Annotated in this window: 18 protein-coding genes and 2 pseudogenes; 13 read left to right on the top strand and 7 right to left on the bottom strand. The window is 68.7% G+C overall.

The window, feature by feature from the left end:
• The coding region (locus LNK82_RS45515) for a mandelate racemase/muconate lactonizing enzyme family protein (RefSeq protein ID WP_230573037.1) at positions 1–797 on the top strand (797 nt) is incomplete at its 5' end.
• A 177-nt stretch (positions 798–974) separates the two neighbouring features.
• Here LNK82_RS45515 and LNK82_RS45510 read toward each other — a convergent pair.
• Positions 975–2,369, bottom strand: a complete 1,395-nt coding sequence (locus LNK82_RS45510) for a glycosyl hydrolase (protein WP_230573036.1) — start codon at positions 2,367–2,369, stop codon at positions 975–977.
• 449 nt (positions 2,370–2,818) lie between these two features.
• Here LNK82_RS45510 and LNK82_RS45505 point away from each other — a divergent pair, with 449 nt between their 5' ends.
• Entirely contained in the window at positions 2,819–3,424 is a 606-nt protein-coding gene (locus LNK82_RS45505) for a mandelate racemase/muconate lactonizing enzyme family protein (protein WP_308257571.1), read from the top strand.
• A gap of 177 nt (positions 3,425–3,601) precedes the next feature.
• Here the strand turns inward: LNK82_RS45505 and LNK82_RS45500 are convergent, their stop codons facing one another.
• Entirely contained in the window at positions 3,602–4,996 is a 1,395-nt protein-coding gene (locus tag LNK82_RS45500; protein WP_230573036.1) for a glycosyl hydrolase, read from the bottom strand.
• Positions 4,997–5,465: 469 nt separating this feature from the next.
• On the opposite strand from LNK82_RS45500, the gene LNK82_RS45495 reads away from it, so the two are divergent.
• A complete protein-coding gene (locus LNK82_RS45495) occupies positions 5,466–6,155 on the top strand; it encodes a lysozyme family protein (protein WP_230573035.1) in 690 nt (229 codons plus the stop codon).
• 108 nt (positions 6,156–6,263) lie between these two features.
• Here the strand turns inward: LNK82_RS45495 and LNK82_RS45490 are convergent, their stop codons facing one another.
• Positions 6,264–7,397 (bottom strand): ROK family transcriptional regulator, encoded by a 1,134-nt coding sequence (locus tag LNK82_RS45490; protein WP_230573034.1) that lies wholly within the window; start codon positions 7,395–7,397, stop codon positions 6,264–6,266.
• A 323-nt stretch (positions 7,398–7,720) separates the two neighbouring features.
• On the opposite strand from LNK82_RS45490, the gene LNK82_RS45485 reads away from it, so the two are divergent.
• The 3 genes and pseudogenes from LNK82_RS45485 to LNK82_RS48135 form a co-directional block, all read left to right on the top strand.
• Positions 7,721–9,181 carry a cellulase family glycosylhydrolase gene (locus LNK82_RS45485; RefSeq protein ID WP_230573033.1) on the top strand — a complete coding sequence of 487 codons (1,461 nt, stop codon included), beginning with the start codon at positions 7,721–7,723 and terminating at the stop codon, positions 9,179–9,181.
• Positions 9,182–9,277: 96 nt separating this feature from the next.
• Positions 9,278–13,042: a glycoside hydrolase family 2 TIM barrel-domain containing protein gene (locus LNK82_RS45480; protein WP_230573032.1), complete on the top strand. Its 3,765-nt coding sequence runs from the start codon at positions 9,278–9,280 to the stop codon at positions 13,040–13,042.
• 216 nt (positions 13,043–13,258) lie between these two features.
• Positions 13,259–13,396, top strand: a pseudogene (locus LNK82_RS48135) (cellulose binding domain-containing protein); the annotation flags it as partial.
• A gap of 5 nt (positions 13,397–13,401) precedes the next feature.
• Here LNK82_RS48135 and LNK82_RS48130 read toward each other — a convergent pair.
• Positions 13,402–13,551 (bottom strand): hypothetical protein, encoded by a 150-nt coding sequence (locus LNK82_RS48130; protein ID WP_230573031.1) that lies wholly within the window; start codon positions 13,549–13,551, stop codon positions 13,402–13,404.
• Between the two features lie 30 nt (positions 13,552–13,581).
• On the opposite strand from LNK82_RS48130, the gene LNK82_RS45465 reads away from it, so the two are divergent.
• From LNK82_RS45465 to LNK82_RS45435, 7 genes are all read left to right on the top strand, one after another.
• Positions 13,582–13,902, top strand: a complete 321-nt coding sequence (locus tag LNK82_RS45465) for a glycoside hydrolase family 5 protein (RefSeq protein WP_230573030.1) — start codon at positions 13,582–13,584, stop codon at positions 13,900–13,902.
• On the top strand, positions 13,899–14,549 hold the full coding sequence (locus LNK82_RS45460; protein WP_230573029.1) for a cellulase family glycosylhydrolase: 651 nt from the start codon (positions 13,899–13,901) through the stop codon (positions 14,547–14,549). Before LNK82_RS45465 ends, LNK82_RS45460 begins: the two co-directional genes overlap by 4 nt.
• Before the next feature lie 291 nt (positions 14,550–14,840).
• Positions 14,841–15,272, top strand: a complete 432-nt coding sequence (locus LNK82_RS45455; protein ID WP_230573028.1) for a hypothetical protein — start codon at positions 14,841–14,843, stop codon at positions 15,270–15,272.
• Positions 15,253–15,753 carry a hypothetical protein gene (locus tag LNK82_RS45450; RefSeq protein ID WP_230573027.1) on the top strand — a complete coding sequence of 167 codons (501 nt, stop codon included), beginning with the start codon at positions 15,253–15,255 and terminating at the stop codon, positions 15,751–15,753. Before LNK82_RS45455 ends, LNK82_RS45450 begins: the two co-directional genes overlap by 20 nt.
• 142 nt (positions 15,754–15,895) lie before the next feature.
• The gene (locus LNK82_RS45445) at positions 15,896–16,186 is read left to right on the top strand and encodes a helix-turn-helix domain-containing protein (RefSeq protein WP_230573026.1); all 291 of its coding nucleotides are present in this window, start codon (positions 15,896–15,898) and stop codon (positions 16,184–16,186) included.
• Positions 16,187–16,235: 49 nt separating this feature from the next.
• Entirely contained in the window at positions 16,236–16,547 is a 312-nt protein-coding gene (locus LNK82_RS48125; protein ID WP_230573025.1) for a transposase, read from the top strand.
• Positions 16,544–17,461 carry an IS3 family transposase gene (locus LNK82_RS45435; RefSeq protein WP_230573024.1) on the top strand — a complete coding sequence of 306 codons (918 nt, stop codon included), beginning with the start codon at positions 16,544–16,546 and terminating at the stop codon, positions 17,459–17,461. Before LNK82_RS48125 ends, LNK82_RS45435 begins: the two co-directional genes overlap by 4 nt.
• Positions 17,462–18,339: 878 nt before the next feature.
• On the opposite strand, the gene LNK82_RS45430 is transcribed toward LNK82_RS45435, so the two are convergent.
• The 3 genes and pseudogenes from LNK82_RS45430 to LNK82_RS48560 form a co-directional block, all read right to left on the bottom strand.
• Positions 18,340–19,818, bottom strand: a complete 1,479-nt coding sequence (locus LNK82_RS45430; protein ID WP_230573023.1) for an ATP-binding protein — start codon at positions 19,816–19,818, stop codon at positions 18,340–18,342.
• Positions 19,716–21,152, bottom strand: a complete 1,437-nt coding sequence (locus LNK82_RS45425; protein WP_230573022.1) for an AfsR/SARP family transcriptional regulator — start codon at positions 21,150–21,152, stop codon at positions 19,716–19,718. The genes LNK82_RS45430 and LNK82_RS45425 overlap by 103 nt, the downstream gene beginning before the upstream one ends.
• A gap of 37 nt (positions 21,153–21,189) precedes the next feature.
• A pseudogene (locus LNK82_RS48560) lies at positions 21,190–21,750 on the bottom strand (winged helix-turn-helix domain-containing protein); the annotation flags it as partial.
• Positions 21,751–22,099 lie beyond the last annotated feature (349 nt).

Genomic DNA, 22,099 nt, shown 5'->3' with positions numbered 1-22,099 from the left:
CGTTCGACATCGCGCTGTGGGACCTCAAGGCCAGACGCGCGAACCTGCCGTTGGCGAAGTTGCTCGGCGCGCACCGCGACTCCGTGCGCTGCTACAACACCTCCGGCGGCTTCCTGCACGAGACCGTCGAGCAGATCAAGGACAACGCCACCCGCACGCTGGAGTCCGGCGTCGGCGCGATCAAGATCAAGGTGGGCCTGCCGGACCGGTCGGAGGACCTGCGCCGGGTCGCCGCCGTCCGCGAGCACCTCGGCGACGGCGTGCCGTTGATGGTCGACGCCAACCAGCAGTGGGACCGCCCCACCGCCCTGCGGGTCGGCCGGGCGCTGGAGGAGTTCGACCTGGTCTGGATCGAGGAGCCGCTGGACGCCTACGACGTCGAGGGGCACGCGGAGCTGGCCCGGTCGCTGACCACCGCGGTCGCCACCGGCGAGATGCTCACCAGCGTCGCCGAGCACTACGAGCTGATCCGCGCCGGCGCCGTGGACGTGCTGCAACCGGACGCGCCCCGGGTCGGCGGGATCACCCAGTTCCTCAAGCTCGCCACCCTCGCCGACCACCACCACCTCCAGTTGGCGCCCCACTTCGCCATGGAGATCCACGTCCACCTCGCCGCCGCCTACCCCCGCGAACCGTGGGTGGAGCACTTCGACTGGCTGCACCCCCTGTTCAACGAACGCCTGGAAACCCGCGACGGGCGCATGCACCTGTCCGACCGACCCGGCCTCGGCATCACCCTCGCCGACCAGACCCGCGCCTGGACCGTCGAGACGGCCACGACCGACGCACCCCGGTGACCGAGCCGACGAAGCGATCCGCTCATCACGACCGCCTGGACCGGCGACAGCCAGACCAGCCAGAGGACTCGACGCCGAAACGTTGGGGACCGCCGAACTCCCCCGGCGGTCCCCAACCGTGATTCGTACACTGGTGTGACCGCCCAGAACCGCGCGTCCCGGCCGCTTCGGTTCTTCCTATCGGAGGTTGGGCAGTTCGTCTCGGGTGACGACATAGCTGTGGTTGTAGACCTTCTGCAGGTGGGCGATGGAGTTGCTGACCGTCAAGTGGTTGCCGTGCCAGGTTCCGAACAGCACCCAGCGAGTGCCGGTCGACTGCAGCCGGTCCGGGTCCGGGATCGGCCCGTTCTCGTGGAGCGCGATCGGCAGCGTGGAGCCGACGATGTTGCGCACGGAGTTGTACATCGCGTTGAGCGGGTCGTAGTTGCCGTTGCCCGCGTAGGTGTCCGCGCCGCCGATGTCGACCACCGACTTGCCGGGGTAGAACGACGCCTGCGGCTGACCGTTGTAGCCGTGCAACCAGACGAGGTTGTCGAGGCCCTTGGTGCGGGTGAAGTAGTTGAACATGAAGTTCCACAGCCGGTTGTACTGGCCGCCGCCCTCCTTGCTCCACCAGAACCACGTGCCGCCGGCCTCGTGGAACGGCCGCCAGATCACCGCCGCACCGGCGTTCTCCAGCTGCTGCAACATCGCGGCGGCCTGGTCCAACCGCTGCATGAACGACTGGTACTCGGCCGTGCCCGGGGTGAGCACCGCGTTGATCGACACCTGCATCTGGGTGCCCTCGTACGTGTCCGGCTTCGTCGGCGCGCCCATGTGGTAGCCGATCATCGGGATGCCGCCCGCGTTCCACCACGCGACGGCACGCGGAGCCAAATCCTTGGAGTCACCGAAGTCCAACGCCCGGATCGCCGGGTACTTGCCCGTGTTGTTCCGGATGTGGTTGATCTCGTAGTCCGGACCACCGATCCACGTCGACTCCTGCTGGCCCGAGATGATGTGGTTGCCGTACTGCGACTGGACGTAGCACAACAGCTTGCGCGCCTGCACGGACGCGTTCGGGTTCACCGGGCTGGTCGAACACTGGGGCGTGCCGCCTCCGGTCGTCGTGGTGGTCGTGGTGGTGGATGTCGAAGTGGAGGACGTGGTCGTGGGGACGGTGCCGCCCGTGCAGGTCGTCCCGTTCAACGTGAACGTCGCAGGCACGCCCACCGCGTCACCGGTCATGGTGCCGTTGAACCCGAACGACGCCGTGCCACCGGTCGGGATCGAGCGGTTCCAGTCCACGTTGGACGCGGTCACGCTCGCCCCGGAAGCGCTGAACGTGGCATTCCAGCCTTGGCCGAAGCGCTCCGAGCCGGGGAAGGACCACCGCAACGCCCAACCGTCGACGGGGTCACCGAGGTTGGTGATCGTGACGTTCCCGGTGAACCCGCCCTGCCACTTGTTCTGCACCACGTAGTCGACCTTGCAGCCCGGGGCCGCAGAGGCCACACCGGCGACCACCAGGCCCCCGGTCAACGCGCTGATCGCTGCCACGGCGGCGAACGCTCGCACTCTCACTGAGGTCATGAGCACCACTGCTCCTTCGTCCACACATCCGGGAGCGCTCCCAAAGCGTCGCGCCGGAAGTCGAACATCGAGGGATGAGGTCGTCAGGCCGAACCGGAGGCGCAGTCGGCCACCGAGGTGCAGCGCGTTCCGGGGTGGCGGCACGCCCAGCACGGACACCGCCCGTCGCGGGTGGCGCGCTCGAGCGCCGGGGCGCTTCCAACCCCCTCGACCGGGCCGGTCCGAGCCCAGGATGGAGCCTGGTACCCCCCTGGGTCAAGAGTTGATTTCATCGCGATCAAAACACCGTGCGCGGCTGTCCGTGCACTGCCGGCTTCGAGCGCTTCATGGATGTCCACTTAAGCGGTACAGCTAGCTAGAACTGAAGTGAAGTACCTCGAATAGAGGACTTGACTTAAACGGTTAATGATCCCATCCTGCTGACACCGCCCCGCGTCTGAAAGATCAAGGTGGGCCTGCCGGACCGGTCGGAGGACCTGCGCCGGGTCGCCGCCGTCCGCGAGCACCTCGGCGACGGCGTGCCGTTGATGGTCGACGCCAACCAGCAGTGGGACCGCCCCACCGCCCTGCGGGTCGGCCGGGCGCTGGAGGAGTTCGACCTGGTCTGGATCGAGGAGCCGCTGGACGCCTACGACGTCGAGGGGCACGCGGAGCTGGCCCGGTCGCTGACCACCGCGGTCGCCACCGGCGAGATGCTCACCAGCGTCGCCGAGCACTACGAGCTGATCCGCGCCGGCGCCGTGGACGTGCTGCAACCGGACGCGCCCCGGGTCGGCGGGATCACCCAGTTCCTCAAGCTCGCCACCCTCGCCGACCACCACCACCTCCAGTTGGCGCCCCACTTCGCCATGGAGATCCACGTCCACCTCGCCGCCGCCTACCCCCGCGAACCGTGGGTGGAGCACTTCGACTGGCTGCACCCCCTGTTCAACGAACGCCTGGAAACCCGCGACGGGCGCATGCACCTGTCCGACCGACCCGGCCTCGGCATCACCCTCGCCGACCAGACCCGCGCCTGGACCGTCGAGACGGCCACGACCGACGCACCCCGGTGACCGAGCCGACGAAGCGATCCGCTCATCACGACCGCCTGGACCGGCGACAGCCAGACCAGCCAGAGGACTCGACGCCGAAACGTTGGGGACCGCCGAACTCCCCCGGCGGTCCCCAACCGTGATTCGTACACTGGTGTGACCGCCCAGAACCGCGCGTCCCGGCCGCTTCGGTTCTTCCTATCGGAGGTTGGGCAGTTCGTCTCGGGTGACGACATAGCTGTGGTTGTAGACCTTCTGCAGGTGGGCGATGGAGTTGCTGACCGTCAAGTGGTTGCCGTGCCAGGTTCCGAACAGCACCCAGCGAGTGCCGGTCGACTGCAGCCGGTCCGGGTCCGGGATCGGCCCGTTCTCGTGGAGCGCGATCGGCAGCGTGGAGCCGACGATGTTGCGCACGGAGTTGTACATCGCGTTGAGCGGGTCGTAGTTGCCGTTGCCCGCGTAGGTGTCCGCGCCGCCGATGTCGACCACCGACTTGCCGGGGTAGAACGACGCCTGCGGCTGACCGTTGTAGCCGTGCAACCAGACGAGGTTGTCGAGGCCCTTGGTGCGGGTGAAGTAGTTGAACATGAAGTTCCACAGCCGGTTGTACTGGCCGCCGCCCTCCTTGCTCCACCAGAACCACGTGCCGCCGGCCTCGTGGAACGGCCGCCAGATCACCGCCGCACCGGCGTTCTCCAGCTGCTGCAACATCGCGGCGGCCTGGTCCAACCGCTGCATGAACGACTGGTACTCGGCCGTGCCCGGGGTGAGCACCGCGTTGATCGACACCTGCATCTGGGTGCCCTCGTACGTGTCCGGCTTCGTCGGCGCGCCCATGTGGTAGCCGATCATCGGGATGCCGCCCGCGTTCCACCACGCGACGGCACGCGGAGCCAAATCCTTGGAGTCACCGAAGTCCAACGCCCGGATCGCCGGGTACTTGCCCGTGTTGTTCCGGATGTGGTTGATCTCGTAGTCCGGACCACCGATCCACGTCGACTCCTGCTGGCCCGAGATGATGTGGTTGCCGTACTGCGACTGGACGTAGCACAACAGCTTGCGCGCCTGCACGGACGCGTTCGGGTTCACCGGGCTGGTCGAACACTGGGGCGTGCCGCCTCCGGTCGTCGTGGTGGTCGTGGTGGTGGATGTCGAAGTGGAGGACGTGGTCGTGGGGACGGTGCCGCCCGTGCAGGTCGTCCCGTTCAACGTGAACGTCGCAGGCACGCCCACCGCGTCACCGGTCATGGTGCCGTTGAACCCGAACGACGCCGTGCCACCGGTCGGGATCGAGCGGTTCCAGTCCACGTTGGACGCGGTCACGCTCGCCCCGGAAGCGCTGAACGTGGCATTCCAGCCTTGGCCGAAGCGCTCCGAGCCGGGGAAGGACCACCGCAACGCCCAACCGTCGACGGGGTCACCGAGGTTGGTGATCGTGACGTTCCCGGTGAACCCGCCCTGCCACTTGTTCTGCACCACGTAGTCGACCTTGCAGCCCGGGGCCGCAGAGGCCACACCGGCGACCACCAGGCCCCCGGTCAACGCGCTGATCGCTGCCACGGCGGCGAACGCTCGCACTCTCACTGAGGTCATGAGCACCACTGCTCCTTCGTCCACACATCCGGGAGCGCTCCCAAAGCGTCGCGCCGGAAGTCGAACATCGAGGGATGAGGTCGTCAGGCCGAACCGGAGGCGCAGTCGGCCACCGAGGTGCAGCGCGTTCCGGGGTGGCGGCACGCCCAGCACGGACACCGCCCGTCGCGGGTGGCGCGCTCGAGCGCCGGGGCGCTTCCAACCCCCTCGACCGGGCCGGTCCGAGCCCAGGATGGAGCCTGGTACCCCCCTGGGTCAAGAGTTGATTTCATCGCGATCAAAACACCGTGCGCGGCTGTCCGTGCACTGCCGGCTTCGAGCGCTTCATGGATGTCCACTTAAGCGGTACAGCTAGCTAGAACTGAAGTGAAGTACCTCGAATAGAGGACTTGACTTAAACGGTTAATGATCCCATCCTGCTGACACCGCCCCGCGTCTGACCAGTGGACTCACAAAGGAGTGAGAGCACATGCGGAGACTGTCCGCGATCATGGTCACCTTGATGCTGGCGCTCGCCGGGGCGACGCTGTTCGCCGTCCCGGCCGGTGCGAACAGCGCCCTCGACGCCCCCTCCTACTGCGCCTACCACCATGCGGGCGGCGACGGCTGGAGGAACGACAACTACTGCTCGACACCCGACGACGTCGTCATGGCCGCCTGCCCCTCGGGCATGCGGTGCGGCTCGTACGGCATCAGCGGCCTGGGCAGCCGCAAGCAGCAGGTCCGCAACGCCGGGGCGAACTCGCTCGACCTGGCGGTGGCCATGCTGGAGACCGAGCGCATGGACACCAACTACCCCTACGGCGACAACAAGCGCGACGACGCCGCCAACTTCGGCATCTTCAAGCAGAACTGGTACATGCTGCGCAGCAAGTGCGACCGCTTCCGCGGGCAGACCACCAGCCAGTGGAACAACGGCGCCGCGCTCAACAGCAACCTCTCCGCCGACATCTCCTGCCTGCACCAGAGCCAGAACGCCTATGGCATGAACACCTGGTTCGGCGGCCACCGCAACGGCCAGACCGGCATCAACAACCCCAACACCAGCGACATCAACGGCTACAAGACCGCCGTCTACTGGATCCGCGACCAGCTCAACAGCAACTCCGCCAACCTGAGCAACGACACCCGCTTCTGGGTCGACGTCAAGCCCATCTGACCTACGGTCCACACAGGACGGGCATCCGGTAGGGGTCGAGCAGCGGCGGCCGACCCCGACCGGAGCCCGAACGACGTCCACCACACCGGGCCGCCCCCGGTGACAGGGTCAGGCGGTGCCGGTGATCGCGGTCTTGATGGCGAGCACGGCGGCGGCGCGCGCCCATTCACCGAAGTCGAACGGTTGTACGTTGAGGTCGATCAGGGCGGGGTCATCCTCGTAGGTGTCCTCGATGCCGTCGTGGACCTGACCGGTGGCGAGCTCGTGGATGGGCAGACCGTCTCCGGTGAGCAGGATCTTCTCCGGGTCGAGGAAGTTGGCCGCGTGTCCGATGAGGACACCGAGCGCGTAGCCCGCCTCGGCGAAGACCTCCTGGGCGCCAGGGTCACCGGCCCGCGCTCTTTCGGCCGCCTCGTCGAAGGTGTCGCAGCCGTCGACCCGGCGGGCGATGACGTGGCCCATCAGGTAGCTGGAGGCACAGCCCCGGTGACCGTAGCCGCACCGCGGTCCTCTGGGGTCGACGAGGAGGTGGGCGAAACGAGGCGGCAGACGGTGCGCGCCCTGGACGAGTTTGCCGTCGATGATCAGGCCGGTGCCGACGCCCGCGCCGACGGTGATCAGCACCATCGAGTCCACACCCGCGCCGGCTCCGAACCAGTGCTCGGCGGCGGTCAACGCCTGGACGTCGTTGTCGACGGCGACGGGCAACCCGGTCCCTCGAGCAACCGGAGCCGCGAGAGGCACGCTCTTCCAAGCCGGGAATCCCGCGTCGACGACCACACCGTCACGAACGACACCACCCAGAGTGACACCGATTCCGGTCAACGACGGCCGGTCGGCCGCGAGCTCGGCGATCCGGGCGACGACCTCGTCGGGGTCGGTGGAGCGCAACGGCTCCTCGACGGCCTCGGTCACGGTGGCGGTCAGGTCGGCGACGACGGCGTAGAGGCGGTCGGCGGTGAGCTTCACGCCCAGGAAGTGGTGCGCCTCACCGCGGACGTGCATGATCTCCGAGGGGCGACCGGTGGAGGAGCGCAGTTCGGTGCCGCCCTCCACCAGCAGCCCGTGACCGACCAGCACCCGGGCAGCGCGGGTGAGGGTCGCCCTCGACAGGCGCACCCGCGGGGCGATCTCGGCTCGGGACATGGCCCCGTGGATCAGCACTTCCAGCAGCACGTCACGGGCTGCTTCGGGCAGGTCCGGCCACGTCGGCGTGGCACGAGCGCGGGCTGGCGTCGTCACGACGCGACGATACCGTTCGGACCGGCGCCGGCCTGCGGGCGGCAACTCCAGGAGCCGAGCACGGCAGCCTCCGCACGGCTTCCGGCGTATGCGACCAACCTTTGAGTTTGTTTCATCTTGTGATTAACTATGTGCGCCGCCGCCTTGTCGTCACCCCGTTGATCAAGGAGATCGCGTGCGCTCCCTACGACACACGGCCGAGCCCACGTCACCCCCGCACCGGCCGTCCCGGCGCTGAGCCTGGTCGGCGTCCCGCCGTCCACCCCGCCAACACCCGGGCCGAGCCCTGTCGGCCCGGACTCCTCACCCCCGAGGGAGAAGAAGTGGAACCAGCACGACCGGCCCTCACCGACGCGAGCCGGCACCGCACACCGATCCGCCCGTTGCTGGCGGCTCTCGTGGCCGTTCCGGTGCTCGTGGGCACCTTCCTGACCGTCATCAGCACAGCCTCGGCCGCCACCACGGCGATCAAGGGCGTCGGCTCCGGCCGCTGCGTCGAGGTACCGGGGTCCTCCCAGACCAACGGCACCCAGGTCGCCCTGCGTGACTGCACCGGCGGCGCGAACCAGACCTTCAACACCACCTCCTCCCGCCAGTTGCAGGTGTACGGCACCAAGTGCCTCAACGCCGCCGGCGGCGGCACCACCGCGGGCACCGCGGTCACCATCTGGGACTGCAACGGCAGCGCCGGCCAGCAGTGGAACGTCAACACCGACGGCACGATCCGCGGCGTGCAGTCCGGGCTGTGCCTCGACGCCACCGGCGCCGGGACCGCCAACGGCACCCTCATCGTGCTCTGGACCTGCACCGGCGCGTCCAACCAGCAGTGGACCACCACCGGCGGGACGAACCCGACCACGACCACCACGACCCCGCCCGCGGGCACCACCCCCGTCGCCCGCCACGGGCAACTCCGCGTCTGCGGCACCACGATGTGCGACCGCACCGGCGCACGGGTCCAACTCCGCGGCGTGAGCAGCTTCTGGCTCAACTGGGAGAACCCCGGCTACTCCCAGAACCTCTCGGCACTGCGGTGGATGCGGGACAACTGGAACCTCCAGGTCATCCGCGCCGCCATGGGCGTCGAACCCTCCGGCGCCTACCTCAGCGACCCGAACAGGGCACGCGCCCAGGTCGAGACGATCATCAACAACGCCGTCGCCGCCGGGGTCTACGTGATCGTCGATTACCACGCCCACGAGGCGCACAACTCCCGGTCGCAGGCGGTGGCGTTCTTCTCCGACCTGGCCCGCCGCTACGGCCACCTGCCCAACGTCATCTGGGAGCCTTACAACGAACCCCTCCAGGTCAGCTGGACCAGCGTCATCAAGCCCTACCACCAGGCGGTCGTCTCGGCCATCCGCGCAGCCGACCCCGACAACATCATCGTGCTCGGCACGCCGAACTGGTCCCAGGGCGTCGACCAGGCCGCCGCCAGCCCGGTGTCGGGCACCAACCTCATGTACACGCTGCACTTCTACTCGTGCAGCCACGGCTCCTGGCTGCGCGACAGGGGCAACACCGCGATCCGCGCCGGCCTCGCGCTGTTCGTCACCGAGTGGGGCGCCAGCCACGCCGACGGCGGCACCGACGGCCGCACCTGCCTGCCCGAGGCACAGGCATGGATCGACTGGATGCGCGCCAACGGGGTCTCCTGGACCGCCTGGAAGCTCCACACCGGCAGCGACTCCACCAACCTGCTCAGGGCGGGCGCACCCGTCAGCGGGGGCTGGAGCAACTACCTGCACGGCCACGCGCCCTTCGTCGTGGCCAACATGAGGTAGCGCGACTCCGCCAGAACACCGGTGTCCGGTCCGGCACGCGGTGCGGGGCCGGACACCGCAGCCGCTCCGCGCCGGGAGAAGAGATGGAGGTTCGGCATGTCGCGCTCGCGCGTTCTCGCAGTGGTGTTGTCGGTTCTGGGTGGTGCCGTCGTCGGGGTCAGCCCCGGCACCGCTTCCGCCGCTCCCCCTGGCGACCTGTACGCGTCCTACCTGGAAAACCCCGCCATGGTCGCCGAGCACCAGGAACCGCCCCACGTCTTCCTGCCCCCGCACACCGACGTGGCCTCGGCCGTCCGGGGTGACGAGCGCACGCCGTACACGCGTTCCCTGGACGGCGAGTGGCGGCTCGCGATGGCCAAGCGGCCCGAGGAAGTCCCGGCCGGCTTTCACGCCGACGGCTTCGACACGTCGGGCTGGCGGCGGGTCACCGTGCCGCACACGTGGCAGACCGACGGGCTCGACCACCCGATCTTCCGCAACATCGCCACCGAGATCCAGCCGGACGACCCACCCCGCGTGCCACGTGACGTCAACCCGACCGGCGCGTACACCAAGGACTTCGACGTCCCACGCGACTGGGCCGACCGCGCCACCGTGCTCCGCTTCGAGGGCGTCACGTCGGCCTACTTCGTCTGGGTCAACGGCTCCTACGTCGGCTACGACCAGGGCGGCTACACGCCCGCCGAGTTCGACGTCACGGCCGCCCTCAAGCCGGGTCGCAACCGCGTGGCCGTGCAGGTGCACCGCTGGAGCGCGGGCGCGTACCTGGAGGACGTCGACCAGTGGCGGTACTCAGGCATCTTCCGCTCGGTCCGCCTGGTCTCCACGCCCGCCACGCACGTCCGCGACGTCACCCTGCGCACCGACCTGGACGCCGCCTACACCGACGCCGTGCTGTCCGCCGACGTCGAGGTGGGGCGCAAGCGCGGTGGCACGACCGGCGCACACCGTCTGGCGCTCAGCCTGCGAGACGCCCGCGGCGAGGAGATCGCGTCCGCCGCCCGGAACGTCGAGATCACCGACAGGGGCGGCACCGCCCGGTTCGAGCTGCCCGTGCGCGACCCGGCCAAGTGGACCGACGAGACGCCCAACCTGCACACCGTCGTGCTCACCCTGACCGCGCCCGACGGCACCGCGCACATCACCTCCGAGACCACCGGCTTCCGCGAGATCGAGATCCGCGACAAGCAGCTGCTGGTCAACGGCAAGCGCGTCCTGTTCAAGGGCGTGAACCGCGCGGAGACCGATCCCGACCACGGCCGGCACGTCCCGCGGGCAGCGCAGGAGCGCGACGTGGCGCTGATGGAGCAGCTCAACGTCAACGCGGTGCGCACCTCGCACTACCCGTCCGACCCGTACTTCTACGAGCTGGCCGACAAGCACGGCCTGTGGATCGCCGACGAGGTCGACATCGAGACCCACAACCACGAGGACTGCTCACGCTGGTGCCAAGCGAACCAGCCGGAGTGGCGCGCCGCGTTCCTGGACCGCTTCACCGCCATGGTCGAGCGGGACAAGAACCACCCGAGCGTGTTCCTGTGGGACACCGGCAACGAGGCCGGGCTGGGCGCGCACCACTACGCGATGGCGGAGTGGCTGGACGCGAACGAACCGACCCGGCCGAAGTATCACCAGTCCAACAACCCTGATGGCGACGCGCCGTTCGCCGACGTGTGGGGCCCGCGTTACCCCTCACCCGAGCGGTTCGAGGAACAGGCGAAGACCACCACGAAGCCGGTCATCCTCGGCGAGTACGCGCACGCGATGGGCAACAGCCTCGGCAACTTCCGCGAGTTCTGGGACACCATCCGCGCCAACCCCGCCACCCAGGGCGGTTTCATCTGGGACTGGGCCGAGGGCAGCATCCGACAGAAAGTCCGGATCGTGCCCGACACCTCGGGCAACAACATCTCCGCGCACCTGTCCGGCGCGCCGGAACTCGTCGACGGACACCGCGGCAAGGCGCTCCACATGTCCGGCCTGGACGACTTCGTGGAGGTCTACCGCGACCGGAAGCTGGACATCACCGGCAAAGCGCTGACCCTGGACGCGTGGGTCAAACCCGCCGCGTGGAGCGGCGACTTCCGCATCCTCGGCAAGGGCGACCACCAGTACGCGCTCAAGATGAAGGACGAGCACACGCTGGAGTTCTTCATCCACAGCGGCACCTGGCAGGCGGTGCAGGCCACCGTGCCGAGCGACTTCTACGGCAACTGGCACCGGGTCAGCGGCACCTACGACGGCACCGCGCTGCGCCTCTACGTCGATGGCCGCGAGGTAGCGAGCAAGCCGTTCACCGGCGCGATCGACCAGTCCTCAGCCGAGGTCAACATCGGGCGCGACTTCGAGACCTCGTGGAACGACCCGAGCAACGTCGGCCGGATGGCGCACGGCGCGGTGGACGACGTCCGCATCTACGACCGCACCCTCACCTCGGCCGAGCTGAACACGCCGGTGCCGGTGGGCGGCGCGGTGCTGGCACTGGACTTCGACCGCATCGAGGAACGCGGCACCCACTTGTCCTACGGCTCCAGCATCTCCGGCCTCGACGGCCTGGTCAGCCCGGACCGCGATCCCCAGCCCGAAACGACCCAGATGGCATGGGCGCAGCAGCCGCTTCGATTCGGCTACACCGACGGCGTGCTGTCCGTGCTCAACGAGCGGCAGTTCACCGGCACCGAGGACCTGACACTGCGGTGGCGCGTCACCGAGGGCTCGCGCGTCGTGGCTCGCGGGGACCAGCCGTTGCGCGTCGCGGCGAACTCGACCGGCGCGATCCGGATCCCCGCACCGCCGAACCCGGCCGACCGGGAACGGTTCCTCACCGTGGAGGCCGTCACCACGTCGGCCGGACCGATGATCCGCGCCGGACACGTGCTCGCGCACGACCAGTTCGCCCTTGGCGGCACCAAAATCCCAGGTCTCGACCACGGCCGGAGCACCCACGGTGGGAGTGCCGCGATCACGACCGACGACGCGGCGGCGGTCACGGCGTCCGCAGAGGGCGTCGGCTACACGGTGGACAAGAAGACCGGCTCGCTGTCGTCGATCAAGGTTCGCGACCGCGAACTGCTGCACAGCGGGCCGAAGCTCGACGCGTGGCGCGCCCCGATCAGCAACGAGACCTTCCGGTGGGGCCGCGCGGAGGGCGAGGACTGGCGCGCCGTCGGACTCGACCGGCTCGCCACAACGGTCACCGGCGTCCGCGTCGAACCGGCTTCTCCTGGCGACGTGCGCGTCGTCGTGGACAGCCGGGTGGCCGCTCCCGACGTGACGGGCGCCTGGTTCGACCAGACTATGACCTACACCGTCGAACGCGGCGGCACCCTGCGGCTCGGGCACAAGGTCACCCCGCAAGGCGCCATGCGCACGCTGCCCTACCTGCCCAGGATCGGCGTGTCCCTGGCCGTGCCGGACAGCTACGACCGGTTCGCCTGGTACGGACGCAAAGCCGAGAGCTACGTCGACCGCAAGGACGGCACCCCGATCGGCGTCCACTCATCCACCGTGGACGAGCAGTACGTCGACTACCACCGCCCGCAGGACCACGGCAACCACACGGACAGCCGCTGGGCGACGCTGACCGACGGCAAGACCGGCGGCCTGCTCGTGGCCGGGGCGAAGGACGTCAGCGTGACGCCGTACGACGACCTGGACCGGGCCGCCTACCCGTTCCAGCTCCAGCGCAACAAGGGCTGGGTCACCCTGCACGCGAGCAACGCCGTCACGGGAGTGGGCGACACCCCCAACCCCGTGCGGGCACGCAGCCAGGTCCGGCCGGACACCGCCTACGAGTACACGCTGACCCTGCGGCCGGTGACCGCCCGGGAAGCCCGCTCGGGGGTGCCTATGGGCGGATGACCACGACAGTGGACAGCAAGGCCGGGTTCGCAGGAGCGCGCACTCCTGCCAACCCGGCCCTGCTTCATCATCGGCCCACCGACCCGATCGGCCCGTACTGCCAGACCTCGGACACTACTTCGGCTGAAGTTCCAGCCGAGGAACTTACGCACAGTAGTCAATCGACTATTGTGCGTGGGTTTCGTGGTGTCCGAGACCGGATCATGACTTGAGAGGATAAAAGTTGATCTCGTTAGTGATGTTCTTATCGGCTGGAACGGCACCTGGTCCCAGTCGGGCAAGAAGATCACCGTCACCAACCTGAGCTGGAACAGCACCATCCCGGCGAAGGGCAGCGTCTCGGTCGGGGCGTACTTCGCCTACAGCGGGAGCAACGCCAAGCCGATGGACTTCGCCGTCAACGGCGCCGCGTGCACCGGCGCCGACCCGACGACCACCACCACGACGACCACTCCGCCGGTCGACGGGCCGGCGCCGGAGCTGCGCGTGTCCGGCAACGAGCTGGTCACCGCGGACGGCAGGCCGTACCGGCTGCTGGGGTGGACCGCTCCAGTTCCGAGTTCGCCTGCGTGCAGGGCAAGGGCATGTGGGACGGCGGTCCGGTGGACCAGGCGTCGGTGGACGCGATGAAGACCTGGAACATCCACGCGGTGCGGGTGCCGTTGAACGAGGAGTGCCGGCTGGGCATCTACGGCACACCCAGCGGCCCCACCTACCAGCAGGCCATCAAGGACTACACGGATCTGCTCGTGCGCACCGGGATCAACGTGATCCTGGACCTGCACTGGACCTGGGGCGCCTACACCACTCGCCGGACTGGCACTGCAAGGACGAGCACGCCGTGTGCCAGAAGCCGATGACCGACGCGAAGTACTCCCCGCAGTTCTGGACCAGTGTGGCGAACACGTGCAAGGGCAACGACGCCGTCGTCTTCGACCTGTTCAACGAGCCCTACCCGGAGATGGCCGCGAACTGGGACAAGACGGCCGGCTGGCAGTGCTGGCGCGACGGCGGCACCTGCACGGGCATCCCCTACGAGGTCGCCGGCATGCAGGACCTGGTCGACGCGGTGCGGTCCACCGGCGCGACCAACGTGCTGACGCTGGGTGGCCTGGAGTGGGCCAACGACCTGCGCGAGTGGCTGAAGTACAAGCCGACCGACCCGCTGAACAACCTCGCCGTCTCCTGGCACGCCTACAGCAACAACGCCTGCGCCAGCGAAACCTGCTGGGACACCCAGGTTGCCCCGATCGCCCAGCAGTTCCCGATCGTGCTCGGCGAGTTCGGTCAGGAGGGCTGCGGCTTCGACTACATGCAGCGGCTGGCAAATTGGTCCGACGCCCACAACATCAGCTACCTCCCGTGGACCTGGACCCCGTGGGGCTGCGTCCACGGCGCCGTACTCATCAAGGACTGGAACGGCACGCCCGAGCCCGGCATCGGTGAAGGCTACAAGGCCCACCTGCTCACCCAGGACCCCTACAGGATCCGCCAACCGATCACCTAAACAGCTCTACCCGCACGTCGAGCCGCCCCGACCGGACCGAACACGACCCGGCCGGGGCGGCTCGGCGGACAGGCTCCCCGACCGACGATCACCGACCGCAGGTTCCGTCGCGATCACGAAGCAGGTACATCCCGTGCAAGATTCCTCTCCGGACAACGACCCGGTGGACAATCGCCCACCGACTGCTGCACGACACCACCGTCGGACACCGAAGACCGCCTCGCCGGCCTGCTGCTCCTCCTCTACGCCCAAAGCCCGTCCACGATCAGCCTGCTGACCACCGACCAGACCATGATCACCGGCGACGACGTCCGCATCAGCATCGGCCGCGCCCCCATCCGGCTGCCCGACCCCGTCGACAAGCTGGCCCGCACCGTCGTCGCCACTCGCAAGGGCCACGCCACCATCGACGCCACCACGCCGTCCCGCTGGCTGTTCCCCGGCGGCCATCCCGGCCGCCCGATCAGCACACAACAGCTCAAACAGCGACTGGGCCAGCTCGGCATCCGCCCCAACCAAGCCCGCAGCACCGCGCTGTTCCAACTCGCCACCGAGATCCCGGCGGCAATCCTCGCCCGCACCCTCGGCATCAGCGTCAGCTCCGCCGTCCGCTGGCAACATATCTCCGCAGGAGACTGGACCACCTACGCCGCCGACGTCAGCCGCCGAGCGGTCGTTCCTGCCCATCCGAAACCCGGAGCCGATGAGCATGCCACTCGATGACCAGTCCGCCTGGACGCTACTACGGGATCTGGACGATCCGGATCACCTCGAACATCCCCGCGACTACGACTACACAACGACACGTGCGAAGTTCAACCAGCTCGCGACCAGGCTGGATCGACGATTCCACTGCTCCTGCGCCGTCGACCGTCACGTCCAGGACGCCAGCCATCACGGAGTGATCGTCATCCCGGCCACCGCGACAGCCAGTGCCGACCACATCACCATCACGGTCAGCAACTTCGGCGACCTCGCCGCCGTGACCCTCGGCAATCCCGGAAGCTATGACGAGCAAGAGGAAGAAGAGCTCTTCCACAGCGACGACCGACACCGAATCGAGGACGAGCTTCACGCCCTCGGCTACCACGCCGTCTCCGAGCACATCCTCTGGGTCAGATACGACGGCGTCAGCGGTCTGGCCTCCCACTACCCGCCCGAACGACCGCCGGCCTGGTGGATCCGCTTCTTCGACTACCTGTGATCAGTGGCACCAACATCCATCGACCTCAGGCATTCCGACAGTTTCAATATCGGACGTTGCCATTTTCCACCGGACCCGGATCGAAGACGCCTGGGCCGCCGGTCAGCTGCGGGCCGCGCAACGGCTGGGAGGGCTGATCTGAGTGCGGTGGAACCTGCGCCTGGCCGCGGCGAACCGTGGCATCTGGAAGGCATCGGAGCTGCAACGCAGCCTCGCCGAACGCGGCCTGGTGATCTCGGCCGGGAAGATGTCGGGCCTGTGGTCGGGCCAGCCGGCCTCGGTCAAGCTCGACGACCTCGACGTCATCTGCGCGGTCCTGGGCTGTCAGGTCGGTGAGGTGTTGCTGCCCGAACCTGACAAGGTCGCCCGACCCGACGGTGACACGCAGAGCGCACCGGCTGCGGCGGTGTCGGGTGTGAGGTTCCCCCGGTAGCCCGGTGGCTTTCCAGACATGGTCCGATAGGGCCTGAAGGGAGTCGTCCGTGGCACCACCGAAGAAGTACCCCGACGAGTTGAGGGCCCGTGCGGTTCGGCTGTACCGGGAGTCGGACCCGAAGCCTGTGATCCGGCGCCTGGCCGAGCAGCTGGGCGTGCATCACGAGGCGTTGCGGAACTGGATCCGGCAGGACGAGTCCGACCGCGGCGAGCGGGACGACCGGCCCACCGCGACCGAGTCCGAGGAGTTGCGCCGGCTGCGGCGGGAGAACGCGGAACTCAAGCGGGCCAACGAGATCCTGAAGACCGCGTCCGCGTTTTTCGCGGCGGAACTCGACCCGACCCGGCGACGGTCGTGAAGCTCGTCGAGCAGCTTCGCGGCCGCTTCGGGGTCGAGTTCGTCCTCCGGGTCCTCGGTGTCGCCTCCTCCACCTACCACGGCTGGGTAGCCCGACAGACCGACCCGTCCCGCCATGAGCGCGAGGACCGGGCGATCACCGCCGAGATCACCGACATCCACACCGCCTCCGGCGGCACCTACGGCAGCCCGCGGGTGCACCAGGTCCTGCGGCGTCGGGGCATCCGCGTGTCTCGCAAGCGGGTCGAGCGGCTGATGCGCCAGGCCGGTCTGCAGGGCGCCTTCCTGCGCAAACAGTGGCGGACGCCGTCGACCAGGCGGGATCCACGAGCGGCACCGGCACCCGATCGGGTGAACCGGGACTTCACCGCGGCCGCGCCGGACCGGTTGTGGGTGGCCGACGCGACCCGGATCCGCACCGGTGAGGGCGTGTTCTGGCTCGCGGCGGTGCGCGACGCGTTCTCCAACCGGATCGTGGGCTGGAAGACCAGCGACCGCTGCGACACCGACCTCGTGCTCGGCGCCCTGGAATACGCAATCTGGTCCCGCGACGTGCGCGACGGGCAGTTGATCCACCACAGCGACCGCGGGTCGACCTACACCGCCTTCCGGTTCACACAACGGTTGGCGGACAACGGAATCCTGCCGTCGATGGGGTCGGTCGGCGACTCGTATGACAATGCCCTGATGGAGAACTTCTTCTCCACGTTGAAGATCGAGCTGGTCTACCGCCGCTCCTGGCGCACACGCGACGAAGCCGAGAACGACCTGTTCCGCTATATCGACGGGTTCTACAACACCGAACGCATCCAGAAGGACCTCGGCTGGCTCAGCCCCGACGAGTACGAAACCGACTGGCACACCGCCCAGACCCAGCCAGCTACCATCCCGGCGGCACCGACCGCATCCAGGTAACAACCGCCTCGGGTTATCGGGGGAAGCTCAGGTGCGATGCCGGTCGTGCCGCGACGACGTTACGCCACCGCGCGCCGCTGGCCTCATGCACCTCCGCGACCGCCGACCTCGGTTGGCCCGCCAAGGTCGCGGCGACCGCGCTCATCGTCGCGGTGCGCTGTTCGGCCAACGCGATCTCGCCCCTCACCCGCACAGCGGCACCTGCAAGATCGACGACCCTGCGCGCAGACGGGAACAGCGGCTCCACCGGCTCGCCGGGGTGTGACTCAAGTGTCATCGGTTCTCCCTGAGATGCGGTTCCTGTCCGACATGTCGGCCGCGCGCACCGGTTCTACAACCGCCACGCGCAACCAGGCCCCGACAACACCGCCCGGCCGCGGTGACGACCCCGGACACGGTCCGCTACCGCCAGCCCGATCATGATCGACTTCGGCCAACCGGATCTACTTGCGCAGCGTCTCCGAGGTCACCCCGGAACTTCGACGCGATCGACGACACCGCCGCCCACCACGACGGGTCCTCGCCCAGGCGCCCCCTGGGCCAGCCGCAACCGACCCACGGGGGAACGTCGCGGGGGGTGAACCCCACCTCGTTCACCACCCTCATGATCACGCCGACACAGCGCCACCAACGTGTTGACCAGGTACATTTAGAACAGGCTGCTTGATCAACAATCGCGGGCCTACAGTGACCTCAAAGTGCAGGTCAGAAGATCTGACCGGACTCCTGAACCGCACACGCCGCCGTACACGCTCGACACTTACGAACTGCGCCGCGCTCAGGTTCCGGGCGATCTCATCAACGAGTACAAGTATCCCGTCTGACCAGCAACGATGACTTTCGAGCGCTACAAGGCGATGGGCCACATGCCTCGAACCTCACCCGTGCCGTTCAACGTCGTCTGCGTCGGGTGCCAGCTGCCGGAGGGTGTACGTGAGTGCGGCGGCACGGGGGAGGGTTCGGCCGCTCGTCCGCGCCGAGCGGAGTGCAGCCGGACCAAGGACGGCCGTCAGTCCGGTCAGCGTGTCGTCCAGCCACGCTTCGACGAACGGCGGTAGCGTCGTCCCGGCCGTCTCACGCAACGCCTCGGCCACTCCGAGCAGACCTGCGGCTTCTCGGTGCCGGCCAAGGGCCCGGACCACGAACGCGGCGAGCACCGTGGTGATCGACAGTCCCCACAGACCACCGAGTGTGCTGAACCGCCGCAGCGCCTCGGCGACGTGCACTGCGGCCTTCGCCGCGTCGTCCTGGCCCAATGCGGCGAAGCCGAGCAGGACCCGGACGAAGGCGCGGGCCTCCGGGTCGCCTTCGTGCCCGAGGGTCGCTTCGGCCTGCCGCGCGAGGTCTCCGGCCTGGTCGAAGTCCCATCGGGACATCGCCAGCACCGACATGAGCAGGAGCGCCCAGCCGCGCTCCCATTCCGCGTCCGCAGCGTCCGCGTGCCGAAGCGAGGCGCTCAGCAGGCGCTCGGCCTCGTCCAGCTGCTCGGTGAAGATTCGGATCAGGCCCAGGTACTGCAGCGCGTGGGACAGCCTCGCGTGATCCTGACCGGCTTCGCTCAACCGCGCCGCCTGCTCGCACGCCGTCACCGCCTCGGCTACATCGCCCTGGACGATGGAGAGGGTCGCCGCGCCCATCAGCACCTGTGCTCGCACCCTCGGGTCATCGGCTCCGGCTGTCAGGATACGAGCCAGCCACCGCCGACCCTCGGTGTAGTGGCCGCGCAGGTCCCAGAACGGGTACACCGATCCTGCAATCCCGGCCGCCGTGTCAACGTCGCACGTCGAAAGGGCGGTCTCAAGGGCGGCACGAATGTTGTCGTGCTCGACGGTCAACCGATCCAGCCACGCCGGTTGTTCCGCACCACGCAGGCCCAGGCCCGCTTCCTTCGCGACGCCAAGGAAGTACTCGGTATGCCGACGCCGCATCCGAGCGGTCTCGCCACTCCTCTCCTCCAGACGCGTGGACGCGTACGTGCGCAGGGTCTCGAGCAACCGGTAGCGGTAGATCGGCGCGGCGGTTGCATTGACGACCACGAGTGACTTGTCGATCAGCCGTGCGAGCGTGTCACCGACATCGTGGCACTCCCCTCGTTCCGTGCAGACCGCCGCCGCGGCGTCCATGTCGAAGCCGCCCGCGAAGACGGCCAGCCGACTGAAGATCCGTTGCTCCTCCTGGTCGAGCAGGTCGTAGCTCCAGTCGACGACCGCGCGCAGGGACCGGTGTCGCGGCTGTGCGACGCGACTGCCCTGCGTCAGCAGCTGGAACTGGTCATCCAACCGCGTTGCAATCTGCGAAGGGCTCCACGTGCCGACGCGGGCGGCCGCCAACTCGAGGGCCAGCGGCAACCCGTCCAACCGACGACAGATGGTGGCGATGGCCGCCGACCTCGACGGGGACGGTTCGAATCCGGGCTGCACGCTCGCGGCGCGGTCGACGAAGAGCCGCGCCGCGTCGGAGTCGAGCACGTCACCGTCACCCGTGTTCGGCGCCGCCGCAGGCTCAGGCCGGTGATCGGTAGCACCGCCTCGCCGGGGATGCGCAGCCGTTCGCGGCTGGTGCACAGGACGCACAACCGGGGACACGCGTCGAGCAGCCGGCTGACCAGGCTGGCCACCGCGCTGATGAGGTGTTCGCAGTTGTCGAGGACCAACAAGACCGAGGTCGGCCGCAACTGGGTCACGAGCTGGTCGGGAAGATCGCGCTCGGGATGTTCGGGAACACCCAGGATCACGCACAAGGTCGGGACGATGAGCAGCGGGTCGACGAGCGGCGCGAGCTCGGCGACCCAGACGCCGTCCGGGTACGCGCCGACCTCCCCTGCCGCGAACTCAACGGCTAGGCGGCTCTTGCCCGCACCTCCGACCCCGGAGATCGTCACCAACCGGTTCGTCCGGGTCAGGCGGTCGATCTCCCGAAGCTCCCATTCCCGGCCGACGAACGTGGTGCAGGTGGCGGGCACGTTGGTGGGCGTCGTCCGCGCTCCGACCTGTGATTCTCCGGCGGGGCCGACCGCCCGGTCCTGTCGGAGTATCGCCGCATGCAGTTCACGCAATGCGCTGCCGGGCTCGATCCCCAACTCCGCGTCGAGCACGTCCCGGACCGAGCGGAACGCTTGCAGCGCTTCATGCTGTTGCCCGGCGCGGTAGAGCGCGAGCATGAGCATGTGCGAGAACGGCTCGTGCAAGGGGTGCTCGGTGACGAGGCCGCGTAGCTCCCCCAGCACCTCGGAAGCCCGGCCGAGAGCGATGTCGGCCGCCAGCCGTGCCTCCAGCGCCTGCAGGTGCAACTGCTCAAACCGGGCAATCGTCACCTGGGCGTACGGGCGGTCGGCGAGTTCGGGCAGCGGCGGGCCTCGCCACAGGGCGAGTGCTTCCCTCAACCGCGCGGCCGCGCTGCGCGGGTCGTCGTGCAGCGCATGACACCCGTCTTCCACCAAGCGGTCGAAGGTCAGCGCGTCGACCTCGTGGTCGCCCACGGCCATCACGTAGCCGTGGCTGCGCGTCAACAGCACGCCCGGTTGATCGGCGCGGCCGACGCGTAGCAGCTTGCGGAGCTCGCTGATCCGCACGGGCAGCATCTCCGCGGCGCTCTTCGGCGGTCTTTCTCCCCAGAGAACGTCGATCAAGAGGCCGGCGGGGATGATGTCGCCGGGGTGGACCAGCAACGCGGCCAGCAAGGTGAACCACAACGCTCCCCGTGAGGCGACCCGCGGACATGACGTTGACCCGCAGGCGTTTCCCGGTCACCCGCACGATCGGCGTGCGCCCCTTCGGCGCCCAGGACCGACCCGGCGGGGCGGCATCCGAGCGCAGCCCGCACTGATCGACCCACGCGACCGCCGCGCCCTCGGCCCTGGCCCGCGCCTCGATCGCCGGGTACTCCTCGTCCAGCCAGGCACGCACCGCGGCGGGCTGCTGCTCGTAGGCGCGGCGCGCCGGACGCTGCGGGGTCAACCCGTGACGGCGCAGCCACAACCCCACGCCCTGTTCGGTCATGTCGACCCCGACGACCAGCCCGATCAGCTCGACCACCGCCTGATGGATCCACAGCGGCCCGCCGATCAGCAGCTCCTCCGGCGTGTAGTCGGCCATCGCCGCGAACAGCGTGCCCCGATCCTCCGCACTGATCAGCTCGGCGGGGCCGGGACGCCCCTTTCGGGTCGCCAGGCCGTCGCGACCGCCCCGCCGGTAGGCCCGCCACCAGGTACCCACCGAGCGCTCCGAGAGCCCGAACACCTCCGCGGCCCGCCGATAACCCTCGACCCTCCCGGCCTCCAACGCGGCCACCACCCGCAACCGCAGCACCTCACGCTCCGCAGGCGATAACCGAGGCGCACCCTCAACCTCGATCACAAGTGATCAACCTACCGGAAGGTGATCACTTTCGACTCAATATCTTACCTGGGTCGTGTAGTGATGAACTCGGCCGGCCGTGCTGCTGGACGGTCTCGACGAGGTCTCCGACGACGGCGTCCGCGACGCGTGCGTCGACGGCCTCAACCGCCTGCAGGACTGCGAATCCGCAGATCAGGCGCACTGTGGGCGCGGCAGCACGGCCCGAACCGACCGGGGCGAGCGCACGGTGGTGGGCAGGTCGGGCACGTGGAGTGCGCGTGCCCGACCCGTCACGACCGGA

The sequence above is a fragment of the Saccharothrix luteola genome (assembly GCF_020859565.1).
GTDB classification, from domain to species: domain Bacteria; phylum Actinomycetota; class Actinomycetes; order Mycobacteriales; family Pseudonocardiaceae; genus Actinosynnema; species Actinosynnema luteola.
Note: the sequence above shows the minus strand (reverse complement) of the source record. Positions and strands in the feature narration are given on the sequence as shown.